We start from the raw sequence: 17,786 nt of genomic DNA, 5'->3' as shown, positions 1-17,786 counted from the left end.
GCCCCTCCTGAACGGATCGGACGGGATCGGACGGGATCGGACGGACGGCCCCGCCGACGAACCCCGAGGTCGTCGGCGGGGCCGTACCGTCACGCGTGGCGCATCGTCGTGCGGCGCGGACGCTCCTGGTGCCTCGTCACCGGCCAGTGCCGGTCGAGGGCGTGGTGCAGCACCTGAGCGGCGGCCTTCGCCTGCCGGGCGTCGAGGATGTCGGCCTGGCGGTCGGCCCGGGCCTCCAGGCGTTCCAGCCTGGCGCCGAGCAGGTCCTCGAAGCCCGCCGTCCGCAGCGCCCGCCAGAGCGCGATCTTGCCCTGGACCCCCGATCGCATGGCCTCCGCCTCCAGCAGGTCGCTCAGCGGCGACCGCTGCACCAGCCGCCCGTTGAGCTTGAGCCGGCCCGCCTTCTCGGCGGCCGCTCCGAGCAGCCGCCGGTGCCAGCGGGGTCGGATGCCCAGTGCCCGCATCAGGTCCACGAGTTCGTCACGGTCCTCGGTGATCTCCCGGGCCATGGTTCGGAGCTCGGCCTCGTCCGGGCCCCCCGCGTGCTCCCGGGCGATCCGGCGCGCGAGTGCCGCGCCGCCGTAGGAGCCGGCCAGGTGGTCGTTGAGGTAGATCGCGAGCAGCCGTTCCCCATCGGCGCCCGTCGGGCCGTCGGTGCCCGTCGTCCTGTCACGCTCGGTGTCCGTCATGGTGTCCCTCCTCCGCGGTGCGGTGCCCGGTGGTGATGCGCATGATCGCGGTCCCCGGTGCCTCGATCCGCGGGTCGGGCAGTTCCTCGACCGACACCTCGGACGGCGCCCTGAACACGATTGCCCTCACCCGGACCACCCTTTCGGCCGTTCTCGTGCCCCGAAGGTCGCGGCTGCCCGCTGCGACCGGCCGGAAACGGCCGGGGCCGCCCTTCCTGCACCGCCCCTGCGCCCCGTTCGCGCTCCTCGGTGGCGTCCTCGGCACGCCGCACGCAGACTGGGCTGAGCACCGCCGACGCCGTTCGAACCCGCGCCGCGCGCACCACGCCGGCACGCCGCCCCCGGGCACGGCGTCCCGCCGTAGGAGCCGCACATGACCGACGACGAGAACTCCGGCGGCCCGGGCCGGGACGAAACGCCCGAGCAACGGGCGGACCGCCTCTGGAACGAGATGCTGCAGGAGGTCCGCGTCTGCCAGACCGGCGCCCAGATCCTCTTCGGCTTCCTGCTCAGCGTCGTCTTCACACCCCGGTTCCCCTCCCTGCCCGAGTTCGACCGGCACCTCTACGTGGCCACCGTCTTCCTCGGCGCCCTCGCCACCGGGACCCTCATCGCCCCGGTGGCCTTCCACCGCTTCCTGGCCGGTCACGGGATGAAGCCGGAGCTCATCCGCGTCGCCGGCCGGCTCATCTCCCTCGGGCTGGTCCTGCTCGCGCTCACCATCACCGCGGCCCTGCTGCTCCTGCTGCGCACGGCCACCGGCCTCTCCCCCGCCGCCTGGGTGCTCACCGGCGCGGCCGCCGTCTGGTTCTGCGTGTGCTGGCTCGTGCTTCCCCAGGTGGTGCTCCGCCGCCGGCCGAACGGCCGCCGGCCTCGCTCGTCACGCTGAGCGGCCGCCGGGCGCCCGGATTGCGGGCGTGTACCGGGCGAAGGCGCGGTTACCCGGCCGCTCCCGAGCGGACGCGGGCAGGGAGGCCTCCGTGCAGCGCCGTGCCCCGCGGCGCTGCCACCTGTGTACGGCGCCCGCCCACCGGGTAGCCGCGCGATCGACCGAGGACCGCCCACGAGACGGAGGACGACCATGGACGGGATAGTGCTGCTGCGGGAGGACCACAAGAGCGTGGAGAAGCTGTTCAAGGCCTTCGAGAAGGCCGACGACAGGGACTTCGCGGAGAAGCGCCGGATCGTCGACCAGGTGATCGAGGAGCTGACGGCACACGCGATCATCGAGGAGGAGATCTTCTACCCCGCCGCCCGCGAGGCCGCGCCCGACACGAAGGACCACGTTCTGGAGAGCGTCGAGGAGCACCATGCCGTGGTGTGGATGCTCTCGGAGCTGGCGGACCTGGACGCCGAGGACGAGCGCTTCGACGCCAAGATGACCGTCCTGATGGAGAACGTGCGCCACCACGTCGAGGAGGAGGAGAACGACTGGTTCCCCGAGGTCCGCAAGGCCATGGGCCGCAACCGCCTGCGGGAGATCGGCGACCGGCTCGAAGAGGCCAAGAGCACGGCCACCCGCGAGCCCCTCGACGTGCCCAGCGCCTCCGAGTAGCGGCCGTGTCGCCACTGCCGCGTCTGCGCCGGCTGCTCTGTCTTCACCGCCTGCCCCGTCCGCACCGGCCGTGTGATCACCCGGAGGCCCGTCGTGTCCAGGCCAGGAGCCGTTCGCGCGGCCAGGTGGTCACCAGCCGGTCCGGCCCGAGACCGATCCGCGCGGCCCGCGCGTAGCCCGAGGCGTGCCACTGCAACTGGTCCGGGGCATGGGCGTCGGTGTCGACGGCGAACACGCAGCCCGCCTCGGCCGCCAGGCACAGCAGGTCGTCGGGCGGGTCGCGGCGCTCGGGCCGGCAGTTGATCTCCACCGCCGTTCCGGCGTCGGCGCAGGCGGCGAAGACGGCCGCGGCGTCGAAGCGCGACTGTGGCCGGCCGCGGCCGGTCACGATCCGGCCGGTGCAGTGTCCGAGGACGTCCGCCCGGGGATTGCGCACGGCCGACAGCATCCGGTCGGTCATCGGCTCCGGGTCGGAGCGCAGCTTCGAGTGGACCGAGACCACCACCACGTCGAGCCGGTCGAGCAGCTCCGGCTCCTGGTCCAGGGAGCCGTCCTCCAGGATGTCGCACTCGATCCCGGTGAGCAGGCGGAATCCGCCGTCGGCCACCGCGTTGTACGCCGCGACCGTGTCCAGCTGGAGCCGCAGGCGGTCGGGACTCAGCCCGTGGGCGATGGTCAGCCGGGGCGAGTGGTCGGTGAGTACGGCCCAGCGGTGGCCGAGCTCGCGGGCGGCCTCGGCCATCTCCTCGATGGGGTGGCCGCCGTCGGACCAGTCGGAGTGCAGGTGGCAGTCGCCCTGCGCCGCGGCGGCGAGATCCCAGCCGGCCTGCCCGGCCGGTCCGGCCGCCGTCGCCAGGTCGGCGAGGTAGGCCGGCGTCCGGCCGGCAGAGGCTTCGGCGATCACGGCGGCGGTGACCGGTCCGACCCCGCGGAGCTGCTGCGCCCGGGCGGCGGGCACCGGGCCGGGCGGGAGGCCGCGGGCGGCGTCGGCGGCCGTGTGGAAGGCCCGGACCCGGTAGGGCGAGGCTCCGTTCCACTCCAGGAGGAAGGCGATCCGCCGAAGTGCTTCCACGGGGTCCACAGCCGGTACCGCCTCAGCTCGCGGGCGTCGTTGCGCGAGCGCGCCTTCCCGTCCGCATCGCCGGTGAAACGCGGCGGCGGGTCCGCCGCGCTGATCGCCGAGCACGGGAGGCGGGAGGCTGGAGACCACGAGCGCGGGGGACCGCGAGCGCGGAGGACGTCAGTGTCCGGCTGCGGCCGGTGCTTCGCGGTGGGCCGGCGCCGGTGCTCCCGGGTGGTGGGGGCCCAGCATGACGACCACGCCGCCGGCGTCCGGCGCCGGGCTGGTGACCGGGCTCCAGCCGTGCCGCAGGTAGAAGTCCAGCGGCCCGTCCGCAGCAGCCACGGTGAACAACCAGCTCCGGCCGCCGGGGGCCGCCGCGGACACCGCGTTCAGCAGGGCGAGGCCGAGGCCCCGGCGGGCGTGGTCGGGGTGGACGGCCAGTTCGTCGATCTTCAGGGCCCCTCCCAGCAGCTCGCGGACGCCGTGCTCCCCGAGGCCGTCGCCGGCGTGGCGGTAGGAACCTTCGGAGGGGAACGGGTCCGGCGTGGTCCAGGCCGTGGCGAAGCCGACGAGCCGGCCGTCCGGGCGGCAGGCGGCGGCCGCGGTGAATCCAGGTCGGTCGACGTCCCGGTGCAGACGGCTCACGTAGTCGTCGGCCATGGCCCCGGGTTCGTTCCACGGCGGCCGGCCGAAGGCGTGCGCGTACACGTCGCGGACGTCGGCCGCGAGGCCGAGCAGCGCCACCCGGTCCACCCGGCGGACGTTCGGCACCGGCGGCGTTCCCGCCATCGGCCTCATCTCCTTCTCTCCCCTGTGGTGTCACTGCGTCTCCTGTGCAACGAGGCGCACGGGGCGTTGATTCCGCCGGCATCCGCCGGGCAGCGGGAGAACGGGCGTCAGACCGCGTACAGGCCGTGCCCGGTGAAGACGGCTCGGGCTGCGGCGACCTGCTCGGCGGTGGGCACCGGGGTGCCGGCGAGGGGGAAGTCGAGACCGAGAGCGCTCCACTTGGCCGCGCCGAGCTTGTGGAAGGGCAGCACGTCGACCCGGGTGACGTTGCCGAGGGCGGCGGCGAAGGCGGCCACGCCCTCGATGTTGGCGGCCGGGTCCGTCAGGTGCGGGACGAGGACGAAGCGGACCCAGACCTCCGTGCCGAGCCCGGCCAGGCGGCGGGCGAAGGCGAGGGTGGGGGCGAGTTCCACTCCGGTCAGGCGCCGGTGGAGCGCGCGGTCCCAGGACTTGATGTCGAGCAGGACGAGGTCGGTGTCGGCGAGCAACGCGTCGGTGGCGCGGGCGCCGAGGACGCCGGAGGTGTCCAGGGCCGTGTGCAGGCCGAGTTCGTGCTTGAAGCGGTGCAGCAGTTCGCCGGTGAGCGCGGGTTGGAGGAGCGGTTCGCCCCCGCTGACGGTGGCGCCGCCGCCCGAGGCGCGGATGAAGCCGGTGTACTTGGCGGCCTCCCGGACGATCTCCTCGGCCAAGCAGGGGTGACCGTCGCGCAGGTGGCGGGTGTCGGGGTTGTGGCAGTACGCGCAGCGCAGCGGGCAGCCGGACAGGAACGCGACGAAGCGGGTACCGGGGCCGTCGACGCCGGTGGACAGGTCCCAGGAGTGGAGCCTGCCGGTCACCGGAGGCCGGGCGGTGCCGCCGGCCACGGCGGGGGCGGTCGGATCGGTCTGGGCCACGGGGGCTCCTTCTCCTGGGTGCTGTGGGTGCTGCTCGGTGCTCCCGGGCGCTCCCTGGCGCTCCCGGGCGGGGTGCCGACGCCGGCGGGGGCGTCGGCACCACGAGCGGGGCGGGCTACAGGACGTCGTGGAAGGTGCGGTTGACCACGTCGAGCTGCTGCTCACGGGTCAGCCGGACGAAGTTGACCGCGTAGCCGCTGACCCGGATGGTCAGCTGCGGGTACTTCTCGGGGTGGGCCATGGCGTCCAGGAGGGTCTCCCGGTTGAGCACGTTGACGTTCATGTGGAAGCCGTGGCAGGCGACGTAGCCGTCGAGCACGCCGACCAGGTTGGCGATCCGTTCCCCGTCGGTGCGGCCGAGGGCGTCCGGGGCGACGGTGTTGGTGAGCGAGATGCCGTCCTCGGCGTCCTCGTACGGCAGTTTGGCGACGGACAGCGCGCTGGCCACGTAGCCGTGGCGGTCGCGGCCGTTCATCGGATTGGCGCCCGGGGAAAACGGCTCGCCGGCCCGGCGGCCGTCCGGCGTGTTGCCGGTCTTCTTCCCGTAGACCACGTTGGACGTGATGGTCAGGACGGACTGGGTGTGCTCGGCGCCCCGGTAGGTGGGGTGCTTGCGGACCTTGTGCATGAACTCCTCGACCAGCCGGACCGCGATCGCGTCCACGCGGTCGTCGTTGTTCCCGTACGCCGGGTAGTCGCCCTCGATCCGGTAGTCGGTGGCGAGCCCGGTCGCGTCCCGCACCGGGGTGACCTTGGCGTACTTGATCGCGGCGAGCGAGTCGGCGGCCACCGCGAGCCCCGCGATGCCGCAGGCCATCGTGCGCCGGACGTCGCGGTCGTGCAGGGCCATCTCCAGCCGCTCGTAGGCGTACCGGTCGTGCATGTAGTGGATGACGTCGAGCGCGTGGACGTACGTGGCGGCGAGCCACTCCAGCTGCTCGTCGAAGCGGGCCAGCACCTCGTCGTAGTCGAGGACGTCCCCGCCGACCGGGGCGGTGGCCGGGCCGACCTGCTCGCCGGACTTCTCGTCCCGCCCGCCGTTGACGGCGTAGAGCAGCGTCTTGGCGAGGTTGACCCGGGCCCCGAAGAACTGCATCTGCTTCCCGACCTCCATCGCGGAGACGCAGCAGGCGATCGCGGTGTCGTCGCCGAAGCGCGGGCGCATCAGCTCGTCCGACTCGTACTGCACGGAGGAGGTGTCGATCGACACCCGGGCGCAGAACTCCTTGAAGCCGCGGGGCAAGTGCGGCGACCAGAGCACGGTCATGTTGGGCTCGGGGGCCGGGCCCAGGTTGTAGAGGGTCTGCAGGTAGCGGAAGGAGGTCCGGGTGACGAGGGTACGGCCGTCCACGCCCATGCCGCCGATCGACTCGGTCACCCAGGTCGGGTCGCCGGAGAACAGCTCGTCGTACTCCGGGGTGCGCAGGAAGCGGACGATCCGCAGCTTGATGATGAAGTCGTCCACCAGTTCCTGCGCCTGACGCTCGGTCAGCACTCCCGATATGAGGTCGCGCTGGAGGTAGACGTCGAGGAAGGTCGAGGTGCGTCCGAGCGACATGGCCGCGCCGTTCTGCTCCTTGACCGCTGCCAGGTAGGCGAAGTAGAGCCACTGGATCGCCTCCCGGCCGGTGCGGGCCGGCCCGGAGAGGTCGTACCCGTAGGCCGTGGCCATCTCCTTCAGTTCGCCCAGCGCCCGGATCTGCTCCGCGAGCTCCTCGCGCTCGCGGATCGTCTCCTCCAGCCGCGCCGGGTCGGTGGGAGCGGCGTCGAGCTCCGCCTTCTCCGCGAGCTTCGCCTCGACCAGGCGGTCCACTCCGTAGAGGGCGACCCGTCGGTAGTCGCCGATGATCCGGCCGCGTCCGTAGGCATCGGGCAGGCCGGTGATGACGCCGGCCCTGCGGGCGGCCCGGATCTCGGGGGTGTAGGCGTCGAACACCCCGGCGTTGTGGGTCTTGCGGTACCGGGTGAAGATCGTCTCCAGCTGGGGATCGACCGGGTAGCCGTAGGTCTTCAGGGCTCCAGCGACCATCCGCCAGCCGCCGTTCGGCATGATCGCGCGCTTGAGCGGAGCGTCGGTCTGCAGGCCGACGATGAGCTCCCGCTCCCGGTCGATCCAGCCGGGGGCGTGCGCGGTGATGGTGGACGGGATGTCGTACGCGACGTCGTACACCCCCTTGGCGCGTTCCTCGGGGAATCGGTCGGTGAGCTGCCGCCACACCTCGGCGGTCCGCTCGGTGGGGCCGGAGAGGAAGGACGCATCGCCCTCGTACGGGGTGTAGTTGTGCTGGATGAAGTCACGGACGTCGATCGCGTCCCGCCAGGCTCCGCCGTGGAAGCCGTCCCACGCGGAGGGGCCGACCCCGGCGGAGGGGCCGTCCGCGGTGGCGGGGCCGTCCCCGGCGCCCGGGCGGGTGTGCTGCGAGGTGGTCATCTCGGTGTCCCTTCTTCAGGCCCGGTCGATCAGGCCCGGTCGCCGTAGTAGGCCTGGCGCATCAGCCGCTGCATGTCCGCGAGCATCGGCATCCGGGGGTTGGCGGGGGCGCACTGGTCCTCGTAGGCGTTCATGGCCTGCTGCGGCAGCGCGGCCAGGAAGGCCTCCTCGTCCACGCCGGCGGCCTTGAAGGAGCGCGGGATGCCCACCCGGTCGCGCAGTTCCTCGACCGCCGCCGCGAGCGACTCGACGCCCTGCTCCGGGGTCTCAGCCGGCAGACCGAGCGTCCGGGCGATGGCCTGGTAGCGCTCCGGGGCCACGTAGTTGCGGTACTTGGGCCAGCCGGTGACCTTGCTCGGGGCGGCGCCGTTCCAGCGGATCACGTGGGGCAGCAGCAACGCGTTGGTGCGGCCGTGGGCCACGTGGAAGGTGGCGCCCAGGGTGTGGGCCATGGCGTGCACCGCGCCCAGGAAGGCCGAGCCGAAGGCCATCCCGGCGATCGTCCCCGCGTTGTGCATCCGTTCCCGGGCCTCGGGGTCGTCCGCGCCGCCGGTGACGGCCCGCTCCAGGTTCTCGAAGATGAGCCGGACGCCCTGCAGGGCGAGGCCGTCGGTGAAGTCGTTGGCGTAGACGGAGACGTAGGTCTCGATGCAGTGGGTCAGGGCGTCGAAGCCGGTGTCGGCGGTGACGTGGCTCGGCAGGCGGGTGGTGAGGGCCGGGTCCACGATGGCCACGCTCGGGGTGAGCGCGTAGTCCGCGAGCGGGTACTTCTGCCCGGTGGCCGTGTCGGTGATCACCGCGAACGGGGTGACCTCGCTGCCGGTTCCCGAGGTGGTCGGGATGCAGACCAGCCTGGCCTTCTCCCCCAGGTCGGGGAAGGTGAAGGCGCGCTTGCGGATGTCGAAGAACTTCTCCTTCAGGTCGGCGAACTCGACCTCCGGGTGCTCGTACATCAGCCACATCACCTTGGCCGCGTCCATCGGCGAGCCGCCGCCGAGCGCGATGATGGTGTCCGGCTCGAACTCCCGCATCAGGTCGGCGCCCTTGCGCACCGTGTCGATGCTCGGGTTGGGCTCGACGTAGTCGACCACCCGGACCTCGACCGGCTCCCGGCGGCGGTCGAGCACGTTCCGGATCCGCTCCAGGTGGCCGATCCTCACCATGGTGTGGTCGGTCACGACGACGACCCGGTGCGCGTTCGGCATGCTCGCGAGGTACTTGACGGAGTTGCGCTCGAAGTAGATCTTCGGCGGCACCTTGAACCACTGCATGTTCGTGTTGCGCCGCCCGATCCGCTTGATGTTGACGAGGTTCAGCGCCGAGACGTTCCCGGCCACGGAGTTGTGCCCGTAGCTGCCGCAGCCGAGGGTCAGGGAGGGCGTGAAGGCGTTGTAGACGTCGCCGATGCCGCCCTGCGAGCTGGGCGCGTTCCAGATGATCCGGCAGGCCTTCACCGCGTGCCCGAACTCCTCGACGAACGCCGCGTCCTCGGTGTGCACCGCAGCCGAGTGCCCGAGCCCGTCGAACTCCACCATCGCGGCCGCCAGTTCGACGCCCTCCCGGCGGGAACCGGCGGTCAGCACGGCGAGCACGGGGCAGAGCTTCTCGCGGGTCAGCGGCTCGGCGGGACCGACCCGGTCGCAGTCGACCAGGATCACCGAGGTGTCGGCCGGAACCTCGAAGCCCGCCGCCTCGGCGACCTGGGCGGCCGAGCGGCCCACCGCGGCGGCGTTCAGCCGGCCGCCCGCGCAGGACACGCCGTCGGCCGCCGTCCCGAACAGGTAGCGCTCCAGCAGCGCCTTCTCCTCGGCGCTCGCGTGGTGCGCCTTGAGCCGCCCGAACTCGGCGAGCGCATCGTCGCGGATCGCCGCGTCCAGCACGACGGCCTGCTCGGAGGCGCAGATCATGCCGTTGTCGAAGGTCTTGGAGAGCACGATGTCGTTGACCGCCCGGCGGACGTCCGCGCTCCGCTCCACGTACGCGGGGACGTTCCCCGCGCCGACGCCCAGCGCCGGCTTGCCGCAGGAGTACGCCGCCCGGACCATCGCGTTGCCGCCCGTGGCCAGGATCGTCGCGACGTCCGGATGGTTCATCAACTCCCCGGTGGCCGTCATCGACGGCTCCTCGATCCACTGGATGCAGTGCGCCGGGGCCCCCGCCGCCACCGCCGCGTCCCGCACCGTCCGGGCCGCCTCGGCGGAGCACCGCTGGGCCGAGGGGTGGAAGGCGAACACGATCGGGTTGCGGGTCTTGAGCGCCAGCAGGCACTTGAAGATCACCGTCGAGGTGGGGTTGGTCACCGGGGTGATGCCGGCGACCACACCGACCGGCTCGGCGATCTCCACGATGCCGTCGATCTCGTCCCGGTGGACGACCCCGACCGTCCTCGTCCGGGCCATCACGTGGGTGACGTTCTCGCAGGCGAAGACGTTCTTCACCGCCTTGTCCTCGAAGACCCCGCGCCCGGTCTCCTCGACCGCCAGCACCGCCAGCGCGGTGTGCCGGGCCAGCGCGGCCAGCGAGGCCTTCCGGACGATGTGGTCGACCTGCTCCTGGGTGAAGGACCCGTACTCCCGGAGGGACGTCAGGGCGGCTGCGACGAGTTGCTCGACGCCGGTCGGCGGGGCGGGAGGGCTGGTGCTGCTCGCGGGAGCCGGGTTCACCCCGGGCTGCGGGCGAGGGGACATGGTGGACCACCTTTTCGGTCATCGTCCGGGTTCTGGCGCGGCGACGGCCGCGAGCGCCTTCGGTTCAAGGCTTCCTTGGGCGGGGCTCCGGGGGATCCGCCCAACGGGACCGGGCCGCGGCCCGAAGGTCCCTGTCACGGGGTGCGGTTGGTCCCGGGCGGGGGCCCCGGACCGGCGCGGCCCCGGTCGGCACGCCGGGCCGCGTGCCCGCTCGGGCGTCCCCGGGTGTCCGACCAGGCGTGCCCGTGCGCCCGCTCAGTCGTGGGGCACGATCGCGACCGGGCCGTGGGCGTGGTGGAGCACGGACTGGGTCACCGCCCCGAGCCGGGGTGCGCCCAGCGTGTGCTTGGGGGTGCGGCGTCCGAGCACCAGCAGGGAGGCGCTGCGGGAGGCCGCCACCAGCGCACCGGCCGGGCTCCCGGCGTGCAGCTCCGCCTCCGTGCGGACCTGCGGGTACTTCCCGCGCCAGCGGTCCAGCGCATCCTGCAGCCTCAGCTGCTCGGCCGCCGCCAGCGAGTCCCCGATGTCCCGTTGGCCGACGGGGGCCTCGGTGGTGTACGGGCCGCCGTGGGAGGGGTGACGGCACTCCACCGCGCGCAGGACGGCGCCGGTGTCGGCGGCGTGCCGGAAGGCGAAGTCGAGGACGGCGTCGCACGGCCGGTCGCCCTCCACGCCCACGACGACCTCCCCGGGCGCTCCGCCCGAACCCTCCGCTGCCCCCGAACCCTCCGCCCCGCCCAGGCCGGCCGCCCCGGCGGGGACCAGCACCACCGGGCAACCGGCCCGGGCCGCGGTGCGCAGCCCGACCGATCCGACCAGCAGGCCGGCGAACCCGCCGAGGCCTCGCGACCCCAGCACCAGCAGCTCGGCCCGCCGGCCGACCGCGGCGAGGTCGTCGGCCGGGCTTCCGGGGCGGATCTCGCAGGAGACGTCCAGGCCGGGCGAGGCGGCCGCGATGCGGTCGCGGATCACCGCCACGGGCTCCGGTACCCCACTCCCGCCACCGAGGTCGCGCTCCAGGGCGTCGACCTCCGTCCCGGCGACGTGGACCATCCTCAGTCCGATCCCCCGGCGGAGCGCCTCCCGCGCCGCCCACGCGGCCGCCGTCGCGCTCCGCGCCGAACCGTCGATCCCCACCACCACGCCGTACGACATGACTGCGACCTCCCTGAGGGCGTGTCGGACACGCCCTGGTCCCCGGCCGACCGCGGCGCCGGTGCGCACGGTCCCGACCGGTGACCAGCCTCCCGCCCCGCCCACGGGCGGCCCCAGGGGTCGAGAGACACCGGGCCGGGCGCCGAAGGTCCCGGCCGCGGGTCGGCCGGGACGGCTTCAGGTCTCCAGCGCGCGGGCGATGGGCAGGGTGTCGGAGGTCTGCCGCAGCTGGGTGATCCGGCCGTCCCGCAGGGTGAAGAAGTGGGCGAAACGCGAGGTCACCGGGTGGCCGGCGGCGGTGACGGCGAGGTAGCGGCCGAGCACGATGACGTGGTCACCGTCCTCGAAGTACGCGTCGCCGACGCACTCGAACTCGCGGAAGTCCGCCAGGAACGGGAAGAAGTCCCCGACGATGCGGTCCAGGCCGTCGTACACGCCCCCGCGGGGGAAGCCGTCGGCCACGTCCCACCGGGCGTCCTCGGCCACCACGGACCGGATGACGTCCAGGTCCCCCTTGGCGCCGTAGTAGCGCCGGACGACGGCGACCTGCGGAGAGTCGGGCATGGCTGGTCCTCCCGGCGAGTGGAGCGGCATGACGGTCCTGGGGAGGAGGCTACTCGCCGTGACCGCGATCGGACCACGGGTCGCCTTGTCGCCCCGCGACCCCTTGTTCCGGGCCCGCGGCCGTTCCGGTGGGGGTGCCCGACGGCCACCGGCTCCGGCGACGAGCAAGCGGGCGGTGCTGTGCGCACACTGGAGTCAGACCGGTCGGCACGGAGGTCGCGACGTGGCAGCGGACTCAGCGGCGGGCCACCCCCTCATGCCGGACCCGTGGATCCTGCACTTCGGGGGCTTCGACCCCGTGGAGGAGGGGCTTCGGGAGGCGCTGTGCGCGGTCGGCAACGGCTACGCGGTCACCCGGGGTGCCGCGCCGGAGTCGGTGGCCGACGGCGTCCACTACCCGGGGACGTACCTGGCGGGCTGCTACGACCGGGCGGAGTCGACGGTCGCCGGGCGGGTGGTCGCCAATGAGGACCTCGTCAACTGCCCCAACTGGCTGCCGCTGACCTTCCGCCCGGCGGACGGCTCGTGGTTCACCGGTCCACCCGACGAACAGGAACTGGAACTGGACCTGCGCCGGGGCCTGCTGACCCGCACCGCCCTCGTCGTCGACGACCGGGGGCGGCGGACCCGGCTCGTCCAGCGGCGCCTCGCCAGCCAGGCCCGGCCGCACCTGCTCGCGCTGGAGAGCACGTTCACGCCGGAGAACTGGTCCGGCCCGCTGGAGGTCCGCTCGGGCCTGGACGGGAACGTCGCCAACACCGGCGTCGCCCGCTACCGGGGGCTGGCCGAACGGCACCTCGTCCCGGCAGGCCAGGGAGTGGACGCGGCCGGACGGCTCTGGCTGGAGGTCGGGGCGGCCGGTTCACCGCTGCGGATCGCCCTGTGTGCCCGGACGCTCGTCGAGGCGGACCGGGGAGCGGAGGTGGCGACCGAGTGCCGCACCGGGTGGGCGGCCCACCTCCTCACCGTCGACGCCGAGCGCGGCCGGCCCGTCACGGTCGAGAAGACGGTCGCCCTGCACACCTCCCGCGACCCGGCGATCGGCGCACCGCGGCGCGCCTCGGCCCTGCTCGCCGCCGAGGCGCCGGGCTTCGGCCAGCTGCTCGCCGAACACGCCCTGCGCTGGGCCGAGTTGTGGCGCCGCTGCCGGATCGAGGCGGCCTTCGACGGCGCCGGACCGCTGCACCTGAGCCTGTTCCACCTGCTCCAGACGTACTCCGAGCACTCCGTCGACCTGGACGCCGGCATCCCTGCCCGCGGGCTCCACGGCGAGGCGTACCGCGGCCATGTCTTCTGGGACGACCTGTTCGTGCTGCGGCTGCTGAACCTGCGCTTCCCCGAACTCACCCGCGCCGTCCTCCGCTACCGCCACCGCCGCCTCGACGCCGCCCGCCGGCAGGCCCGCGAGGCCGGCCGGCGCGGCGCGATGTACCCGTGGCAGAGCGCGAGCGACGGACGCGAGGAGTCGCAGCGGCTCCACCTCAACCCGCTCTCCGGCCGCTGGCTGCCCGACCACAGCCATCTGCAGCGGCACGTGGGCTCGGCGGTGGCCTACAACATCTGGCAGTACTACCAGGCCACCGGCGACCGGGACTTCCTCGCCACGGCCGGCGCGGAGATGCTGCTGGAGATCGCCCGGTTCTGGTCCTCCGCCGCCGGCTACGACCGGGGCGACGGCCGGTGGTCGATCCGCGGCGTACTGGGGCCGGACGAGTACCACGACGCCTACCCCTGGGCCCGCGGTCCCGGCCTGGACGACAACGCCTACACCAACGTGCTGGCCTCCTGGGTGCTGGCCCGCGCGCGGGACGCCCTGGACGCCCTGCCCGGCTACCGCCGCGACGAGCTGCGCGAACGCCTCGCCCTCGACGCGCTCGAACTGGAGCGCTGGCAGGAGGTCGGCCGGCGCCTGCACGTCCCGTTCCACGCGGGCGTCCTCAGCCAGTTCGACGGGTACGAGCGGCTCGCCGAACTCGACTGGACCGCCTACCGGAGCCGGTACACCGACCTCCGCCGGCTGGACCGGATCCTGGAGGCCGAGGGCGACACGGTCAACCGCTACAAGGCGTCCAAGCAGGCCGACGTGCTCATGCTCTGGTACCTGTTCTCCGCCCGCGAGGTCCGCGACCTGCTGCGGCACCTCGGCTACCCCGCCGGCCACGAACTGCTCCGCCGCACCACCGACTACTACCTCCGGCGCACCGTGCACGGCTCGACGCTCAGCTCCGTGGTGCACGCCTGGGTGCTCACCCGCTCCGACCGCCGCGCCTCCTGGCGGTACTTCCGCGACGCCCTGGTGGCCGACCTCCGGGACAGCCAGCGGGGAACCACCGCCGAGGGCGTCCACCTCGGCGCCATGGCGGGCGCGGTCGACCTGCTGCAGCGCTGCTACACCGGCCTGGAGATCCGGGAGGACGCCCTCTGGCTGGACCCCCGTCTGCCCTCCGCCCTCGGCCGGCTGGAACTCGAACTGCGCTACCGGGGCCACTGGGGCCTGGTGGTCGCCGTCGACCGCGCTGCGGCCACCGTGAGCCTGCACGAGGACCGGCAGGACCCGGTGGTGGTCCGCTTCCGCGGCAGCCCGACCGTCGTGCGGCCCGGGGAGGTCCGCCGCTTCCCGCTCTGACCCCGGGCCCGGCGCCGGCGGGCCGGGCGGTCGGCGGGGCTGCGCGGGCCGCCGGAGCGGGGGGTGCATCATCCCCTCCGATGCCCCCGGACGAGAATGACCGGGTGACGACTGCTCTGGACCCCGCCGATGCCGCGTTCGCCCGCGACCCGTACCCGTTCTACGCCGCCTTGCGCGAGCAGGGCCGCCCGGCGGCGCCGGTGGCCCTGTCCAACGGGACGTCCGCGTGGTTGGTGACCGGCTACCGACAGGCCCGGACGGTCCTGGCCGACCCGAGGTTCTCCAACGTACCCGCACCTAAGGCCGGCCCCCGCAAGGCCGAGGGAGCGACGGCCGGCGCGCGGTCCGTGCTGGAGCAGCACATGCTGAACACCGACGGCGCCGAGCACCGGAGGCTGCGCCGCCTGGCGTCGGTCGCCTTCACACCCCGCCGGGTGGACGCCCTCACCGGGCGGATCGCCGCTCTCACCGACTCCGTGCTCGCGGAGCTCACGGCACGGGCCGGGAGCGGTGCGGTCGTCGACCTCGTCGACGGCTTCGCCTTCCCGCTGCCGGTCCTGGTGATCAGCGAGATCCTGGGCGTCCCGGAGCAGGACCGCCTGGACCTGCGCACCTGGACCTACCGCGTGGGCTCCCCCGCCGGCGCCCTCGCCCCGGGCGAGCTCGACCAGGCCTGGCAGAGCCTCCACCGGTACTTCGCCCAACTCATCGCGGAGAAGCGCCGCCGGCCGGGTGAGGACCTGTTCAGCCTGCTGGCCCGCGACGAGGACGAGGCGGCCCTGGACGACGGGGAGCTGCTGGCGATGGCCTTCCTCCTGCTCTTCGCCGGCTACGAGACGACGATGAACCTCCTGGCCTCCGCCGCCCTGCTGCTGCTCGACCACCCCGACGAGCTGCGCGCCGCACGGCAGGACGCCGGCTCCGGCTGGGCTGCGGTCATCGAGGAGACGCTCCGGCACGCGAGCCCCCTGGAGGGGACCACCTGGCGGCGCGCGAGCGAGGAGGTGGACCTCGGGGGCGGCACGGTCGTCCCCGCGGGCGCCTCGGTCCTGGTCGTGCTGGCGGCCGCCAACCGCGATCCGGACGTCTTCACCGACCCGGACGCCTTCCGCCCCGGCCGCTACGCACCGGGCAGCGGGCGAGCGCTCCCGCACCTCGCGTTCGGGCACGGCCCGCACGTGTGCCTCGGCGCCCGGCTGGCCCGGCTCGAGGCCGAGGTCGCGCTGCCCCGGCTCTTCGACGCCCTGCCGGACCTGCGCCTGGCCGCCGACCCCGGCGCGCTCCCCTACCGTCCGGGCCTCCTGGTGCGAGGTCCCCGCACGGTCCCCGTCCGACGGGTGCCGTAGTCCCGACCACCGGCTCGTCGGCTCACCCGTCGGCGGGCTTCGGGCCGGGCCGAGCGGTCGGCCGGGGCCGGGGCTTGGTGGAACGCGCCCGAGGGGGTGCACTGGAGAAGTGGTCGGGCGGCGCAGGACCGGACGCGGACGGGAGTGGCTGGTCGTCCTGGGGACGGCGTGGCTGCTCTTCGCCGCGCTCGCCGCGCTGCTGGCCACCCGCACCTGGGTGCCCTTCCCGTTCGAGCGGGCCGCGGTCCACTGGAGTGCGACGGACCGGCCCCCGGCGGCCCGCTCCGCCGTGGTCGCCCTCACGGCGCTCGGCACCGGGGTGGTGCCCCTCCTGTTGGCCCTGACGGCCGGCGTCGTCCTGGTCAGGGCCGCCCCCGCCCCGCGCCCGCCGCGCAGGACCGTGCTGCTGCTGGTGGCACCGCTGCTCTGGCTGCTGGCCGGCGAGTTCCTGCGCCGCATCCTCATGGAGGTCTTCGACCGGCCCCGCCCGCCGCGGCTGGACTGGGCCACGACCGCCGGCGGGTTCTCCTTCCCCTCCGGGCACGCGTTCACCTCCGCGGTGAGCGCGGGCCTCCTGGCCATGGCCGTGGCCCGGGCCCGTCCCACCGCGGCCAGGGCCGCGGCCGCCGGCGCCGCCCTCTTCGCGGTCGCGATCGGCCTCAGCCGCGTCTACCTCGGGGTGCACTGGCCCTTGGACGTCCTCGGGTCCTGGCTCCTCGCCGCCGGCTGGCTGGCGATCGGCAGGGCGGCCCTGCGTCCGGCTCCGGTGCCCCGGCACGACGAGCTGGCCCCCCGCCCCGGCCGACTGCGGGGGGATTCGCAGGACGGCGGGAGCTGACCGGGCATATCGCACCGGTCGTCCCGACGCGCTCGCGCCACCGCCACCCGGGCCCCGGCCGTGGTGGAAGGACCGGACCGTCCGCAGCGGCCGGCCACGACGCCCGGCCACGGCAACCTCCAGGTGTGGCACCGGCCGAACTGGACAGGCGCCGGGCGAGAACTCCCCGAAGGCGAGGACGGCAACCATGAACTCCAAGAAGCCAGGAACCCACCCGTCCATGGACGAAGGCCAGGCCAGCCGCCATCACGGCCGTCACCACGGCTGGTCGGGCGACATCGACGCCGAGCACCAGGAGCCGAACGACAGCGCCCACCGCTCGTTCCACCCCGAGACCTACGCCCCGGAGCCCGGCCCGGGCCGTGAACCCGCCGCGGAGGAGAACCGCGAGGTGCCCGGGGACACCGTGCACAGCCACGGCAGCCGCGGAGAGGAACAGGGGCCTTCCCCCCACCGGCGCGACCACGGACCGCAGGGCCCCTCCGGGCGCCCGGCGGGCGGATACACGCAGAAGGCCCGGACCGGAGTCGACCCCCAGGAGCCGGACCAGACAGGGACCGACGACTGATCCGCCCACGCGCCGGCCGTGCAGCGTCGGGAGCCGGCCGCAGTCGTCCTGCGGCCGGCTCGGCCGGACCTCAACCGCTGAGCCCCTCAACCGCTGGGCCCGGCGGGGGCGCGCCCGCGCCCCGCGCACATCCGCGGTTCAGCGCCCCAGGGCGTCGGCCAGCTGCTTCTTGTTCATCTTCGAACGGCCGTCGATGTTGCGCTGCTTCGCCTCGTTGTACAGCTGGTCGTACGTCGGCCCCTGCGAGCCCGAATGCGAACGCAGACCACCGCGCCGCGACGACGACATGTCCTCGGTCGAGGAGCGGCTGGCGGTCTTCGACTCACCGTGCCGGGCGCGCTCCTTGTTCACGGTCCGCGCCGCGATCTCCTTCGCGCGCTTCTCGCTCTCACCGCGGTCCTTCGCGCTCTCCTTGATGTGCTCGTACTGGCGTTCACGCTTCTTGTTCGAACCGGCAGGCATGGCTCCTCCTCAACCAGTCGGGATCCTCACCCGGTCGGGATCGCTGCGCAGCGCCTACCCCGAACCCGGATCCCGACGCGTCCGCGCCCGGATCGGCGACTCCCCCGCCGCGCCCGGCGA

General features: G+C 73.9%; 16 protein-coding genes. 6 read left to right on the top strand and 10 right to left on the bottom strand.

Annotated features, from left to right (window positions below):
- Window positions 1-89 precede the first annotated feature (89 nt).
- Together MCM47_RS07970 and MCM47_RS07965 are read right to left on the bottom strand one after the other, a co-directional pair.
- The gene (locus tag MCM47_RS07970) at window positions 90-689 is read right to left on the bottom strand and encodes a hypothetical protein (RefSeq protein WP_238859808.1); all 600 of its coding nucleotides are present in this window, start codon (window positions 687-689) and stop codon (window positions 90-92) included.
- Window positions 670-819, bottom strand: coding sequence for a hypothetical protein (locus MCM47_RS07965; protein WP_238859807.1), 150 nt, complete (start codon window positions 817-819; stop codon window positions 670-672). Before MCM47_RS07965 ends, MCM47_RS07970 begins: the two co-directional genes overlap by 20 nt.
- A gap of 243 nt (window positions 820-1,062) precedes the next feature.
- On the opposite strand from MCM47_RS07965, the gene MCM47_RS07960 reads away from it, so the two are divergent.
- Complete coding sequence (locus MCM47_RS07960) at window positions 1,063-1,578, top strand: DUF6328 family protein (protein WP_238859806.1); 516 nt, start codon at window positions 1,063-1,065, stop codon at window positions 1,576-1,578.
- Between the two features lie 192 nt (window positions 1,579-1,770).
- A complete protein-coding gene (locus MCM47_RS07955; RefSeq protein ID WP_238859805.1) occupies window positions 1,771-2,244 on the top strand; it encodes a hemerythrin domain-containing protein in 474 nt (157 codons plus the stop codon).
- A gap of 76 nt (window positions 2,245-2,320) precedes the next feature.
- Here the strand turns inward: MCM47_RS07955 and MCM47_RS07950 are convergent, their stop codons facing one another.
- The 7 genes from MCM47_RS07950 to MCM47_RS07920 form a co-directional block, all read right to left on the bottom strand.
- Entirely contained in the window at window positions 2,321-3,325 is a 1,005-nt protein-coding gene (locus tag MCM47_RS07950) for a PHP domain-containing protein (protein ID WP_238859804.1), read from the bottom strand.
- A gap of 159 nt (window positions 3,326-3,484) precedes the next feature.
- Entirely contained in the window at window positions 3,485-4,096 is a 612-nt protein-coding gene (locus MCM47_RS07945) for a GNAT family N-acetyltransferase (protein WP_238859803.1), read from the bottom strand.
- A gap of 107 nt (window positions 4,097-4,203) precedes the next feature.
- Window positions 4,204-4,989, bottom strand: coding sequence for a pyruvate formate-lyase-activating protein (pflA, locus tag MCM47_RS07940; protein WP_374209086.1), 786 nt, complete (start codon window positions 4,987-4,989; stop codon window positions 4,204-4,206).
- 115 nt (window positions 4,990-5,104) lie between these two features.
- Window positions 5,105-7,420, bottom strand: coding sequence for a formate C-acetyltransferase (gene pflB / locus MCM47_RS07935; protein WP_238859802.1), 2,316 nt, complete (start codon window positions 7,418-7,420; stop codon window positions 5,105-5,107).
- Between the two features lie 29 nt (window positions 7,421-7,449).
- Window positions 7,450-10,107: a bifunctional acetaldehyde-CoA/alcohol dehydrogenase gene (adhE, locus tag MCM47_RS07930; RefSeq protein ID WP_238859801.1), complete on the bottom strand. Its 2,658-nt coding sequence runs from the start codon at window positions 10,105-10,107 to the stop codon at window positions 7,450-7,452.
- 255 nt (window positions 10,108-10,362) lie between these two features.
- Window positions 10,363-11,262, bottom strand: a complete 900-nt coding sequence (locus MCM47_RS07925; protein ID WP_238859799.1) for a universal stress protein — start codon at window positions 11,260-11,262, stop codon at window positions 10,363-10,365.
- Window positions 11,263-11,439: 177 nt separating this feature from the next.
- Window positions 11,440-11,826: a nuclear transport factor 2 family protein gene (locus MCM47_RS07920; protein ID WP_238859797.1), complete on the bottom strand. Its 387-nt coding sequence runs from the start codon at window positions 11,824-11,826 to the stop codon at window positions 11,440-11,442.
- A 223-nt stretch (window positions 11,827-12,049) separates the two neighbouring features.
- Here MCM47_RS07920 and MCM47_RS07915 point away from each other — a divergent pair, with 223 nt between their 5' ends.
- From MCM47_RS07915 to MCM47_RS07895, 4 genes are all read left to right on the top strand, one after another.
- Window positions 12,050-14,452, top strand: a complete 2,403-nt coding sequence (locus MCM47_RS07915; RefSeq protein ID WP_308222298.1) for a glycosyl hydrolase family 65 protein — start codon at window positions 12,050-12,052, stop codon at window positions 14,450-14,452.
- A 104-nt stretch (window positions 14,453-14,556) separates the two neighbouring features.
- Window positions 14,557-15,798, top strand: a complete 1,242-nt coding sequence (locus tag MCM47_RS07905) for a cytochrome P450 (protein ID WP_238859795.1) — start codon at window positions 14,557-14,559, stop codon at window positions 15,796-15,798.
- Window positions 15,799-15,907: 109 nt separating this feature from the next.
- Window positions 15,908-16,636 (top strand): phosphatase PAP2 family protein, encoded by a 729-nt coding sequence (locus tag MCM47_RS07900; RefSeq protein WP_238859793.1) that lies wholly within the window; start codon window positions 15,908-15,910, stop codon window positions 16,634-16,636.
- A gap of 187 nt (window positions 16,637-16,823) precedes the next feature.
- Window positions 16,824-17,204, top strand: a complete 381-nt coding sequence (locus MCM47_RS07895; protein ID WP_238859791.1) for a hypothetical protein — start codon at window positions 16,824-16,826, stop codon at window positions 17,202-17,204.
- Window positions 17,205-17,342: 138 nt separating this feature from the next.
- On the opposite strand, the gene MCM47_RS07890 is transcribed toward MCM47_RS07895, so the two are convergent.
- Window positions 17,343-17,666 (bottom strand): plasmid stabilization protein, encoded by a 324-nt coding sequence (locus MCM47_RS07890; RefSeq protein WP_238859790.1) that lies wholly within the window; start codon window positions 17,664-17,666, stop codon window positions 17,343-17,345.
- Between the last annotated feature and the right edge of the window lie 120 nt (window positions 17,667-17,786).

Source organism: Kitasatospora sp. A2-31, from assembly GCF_022288725.1.
Taxonomy (GTDB): Bacteria; Actinomycetota; Actinomycetes; order Streptomycetales; family Streptomycetaceae; genus Kitasatospora.
This window is presented reverse-complemented; position numbering and strand designations above follow the sequence as displayed.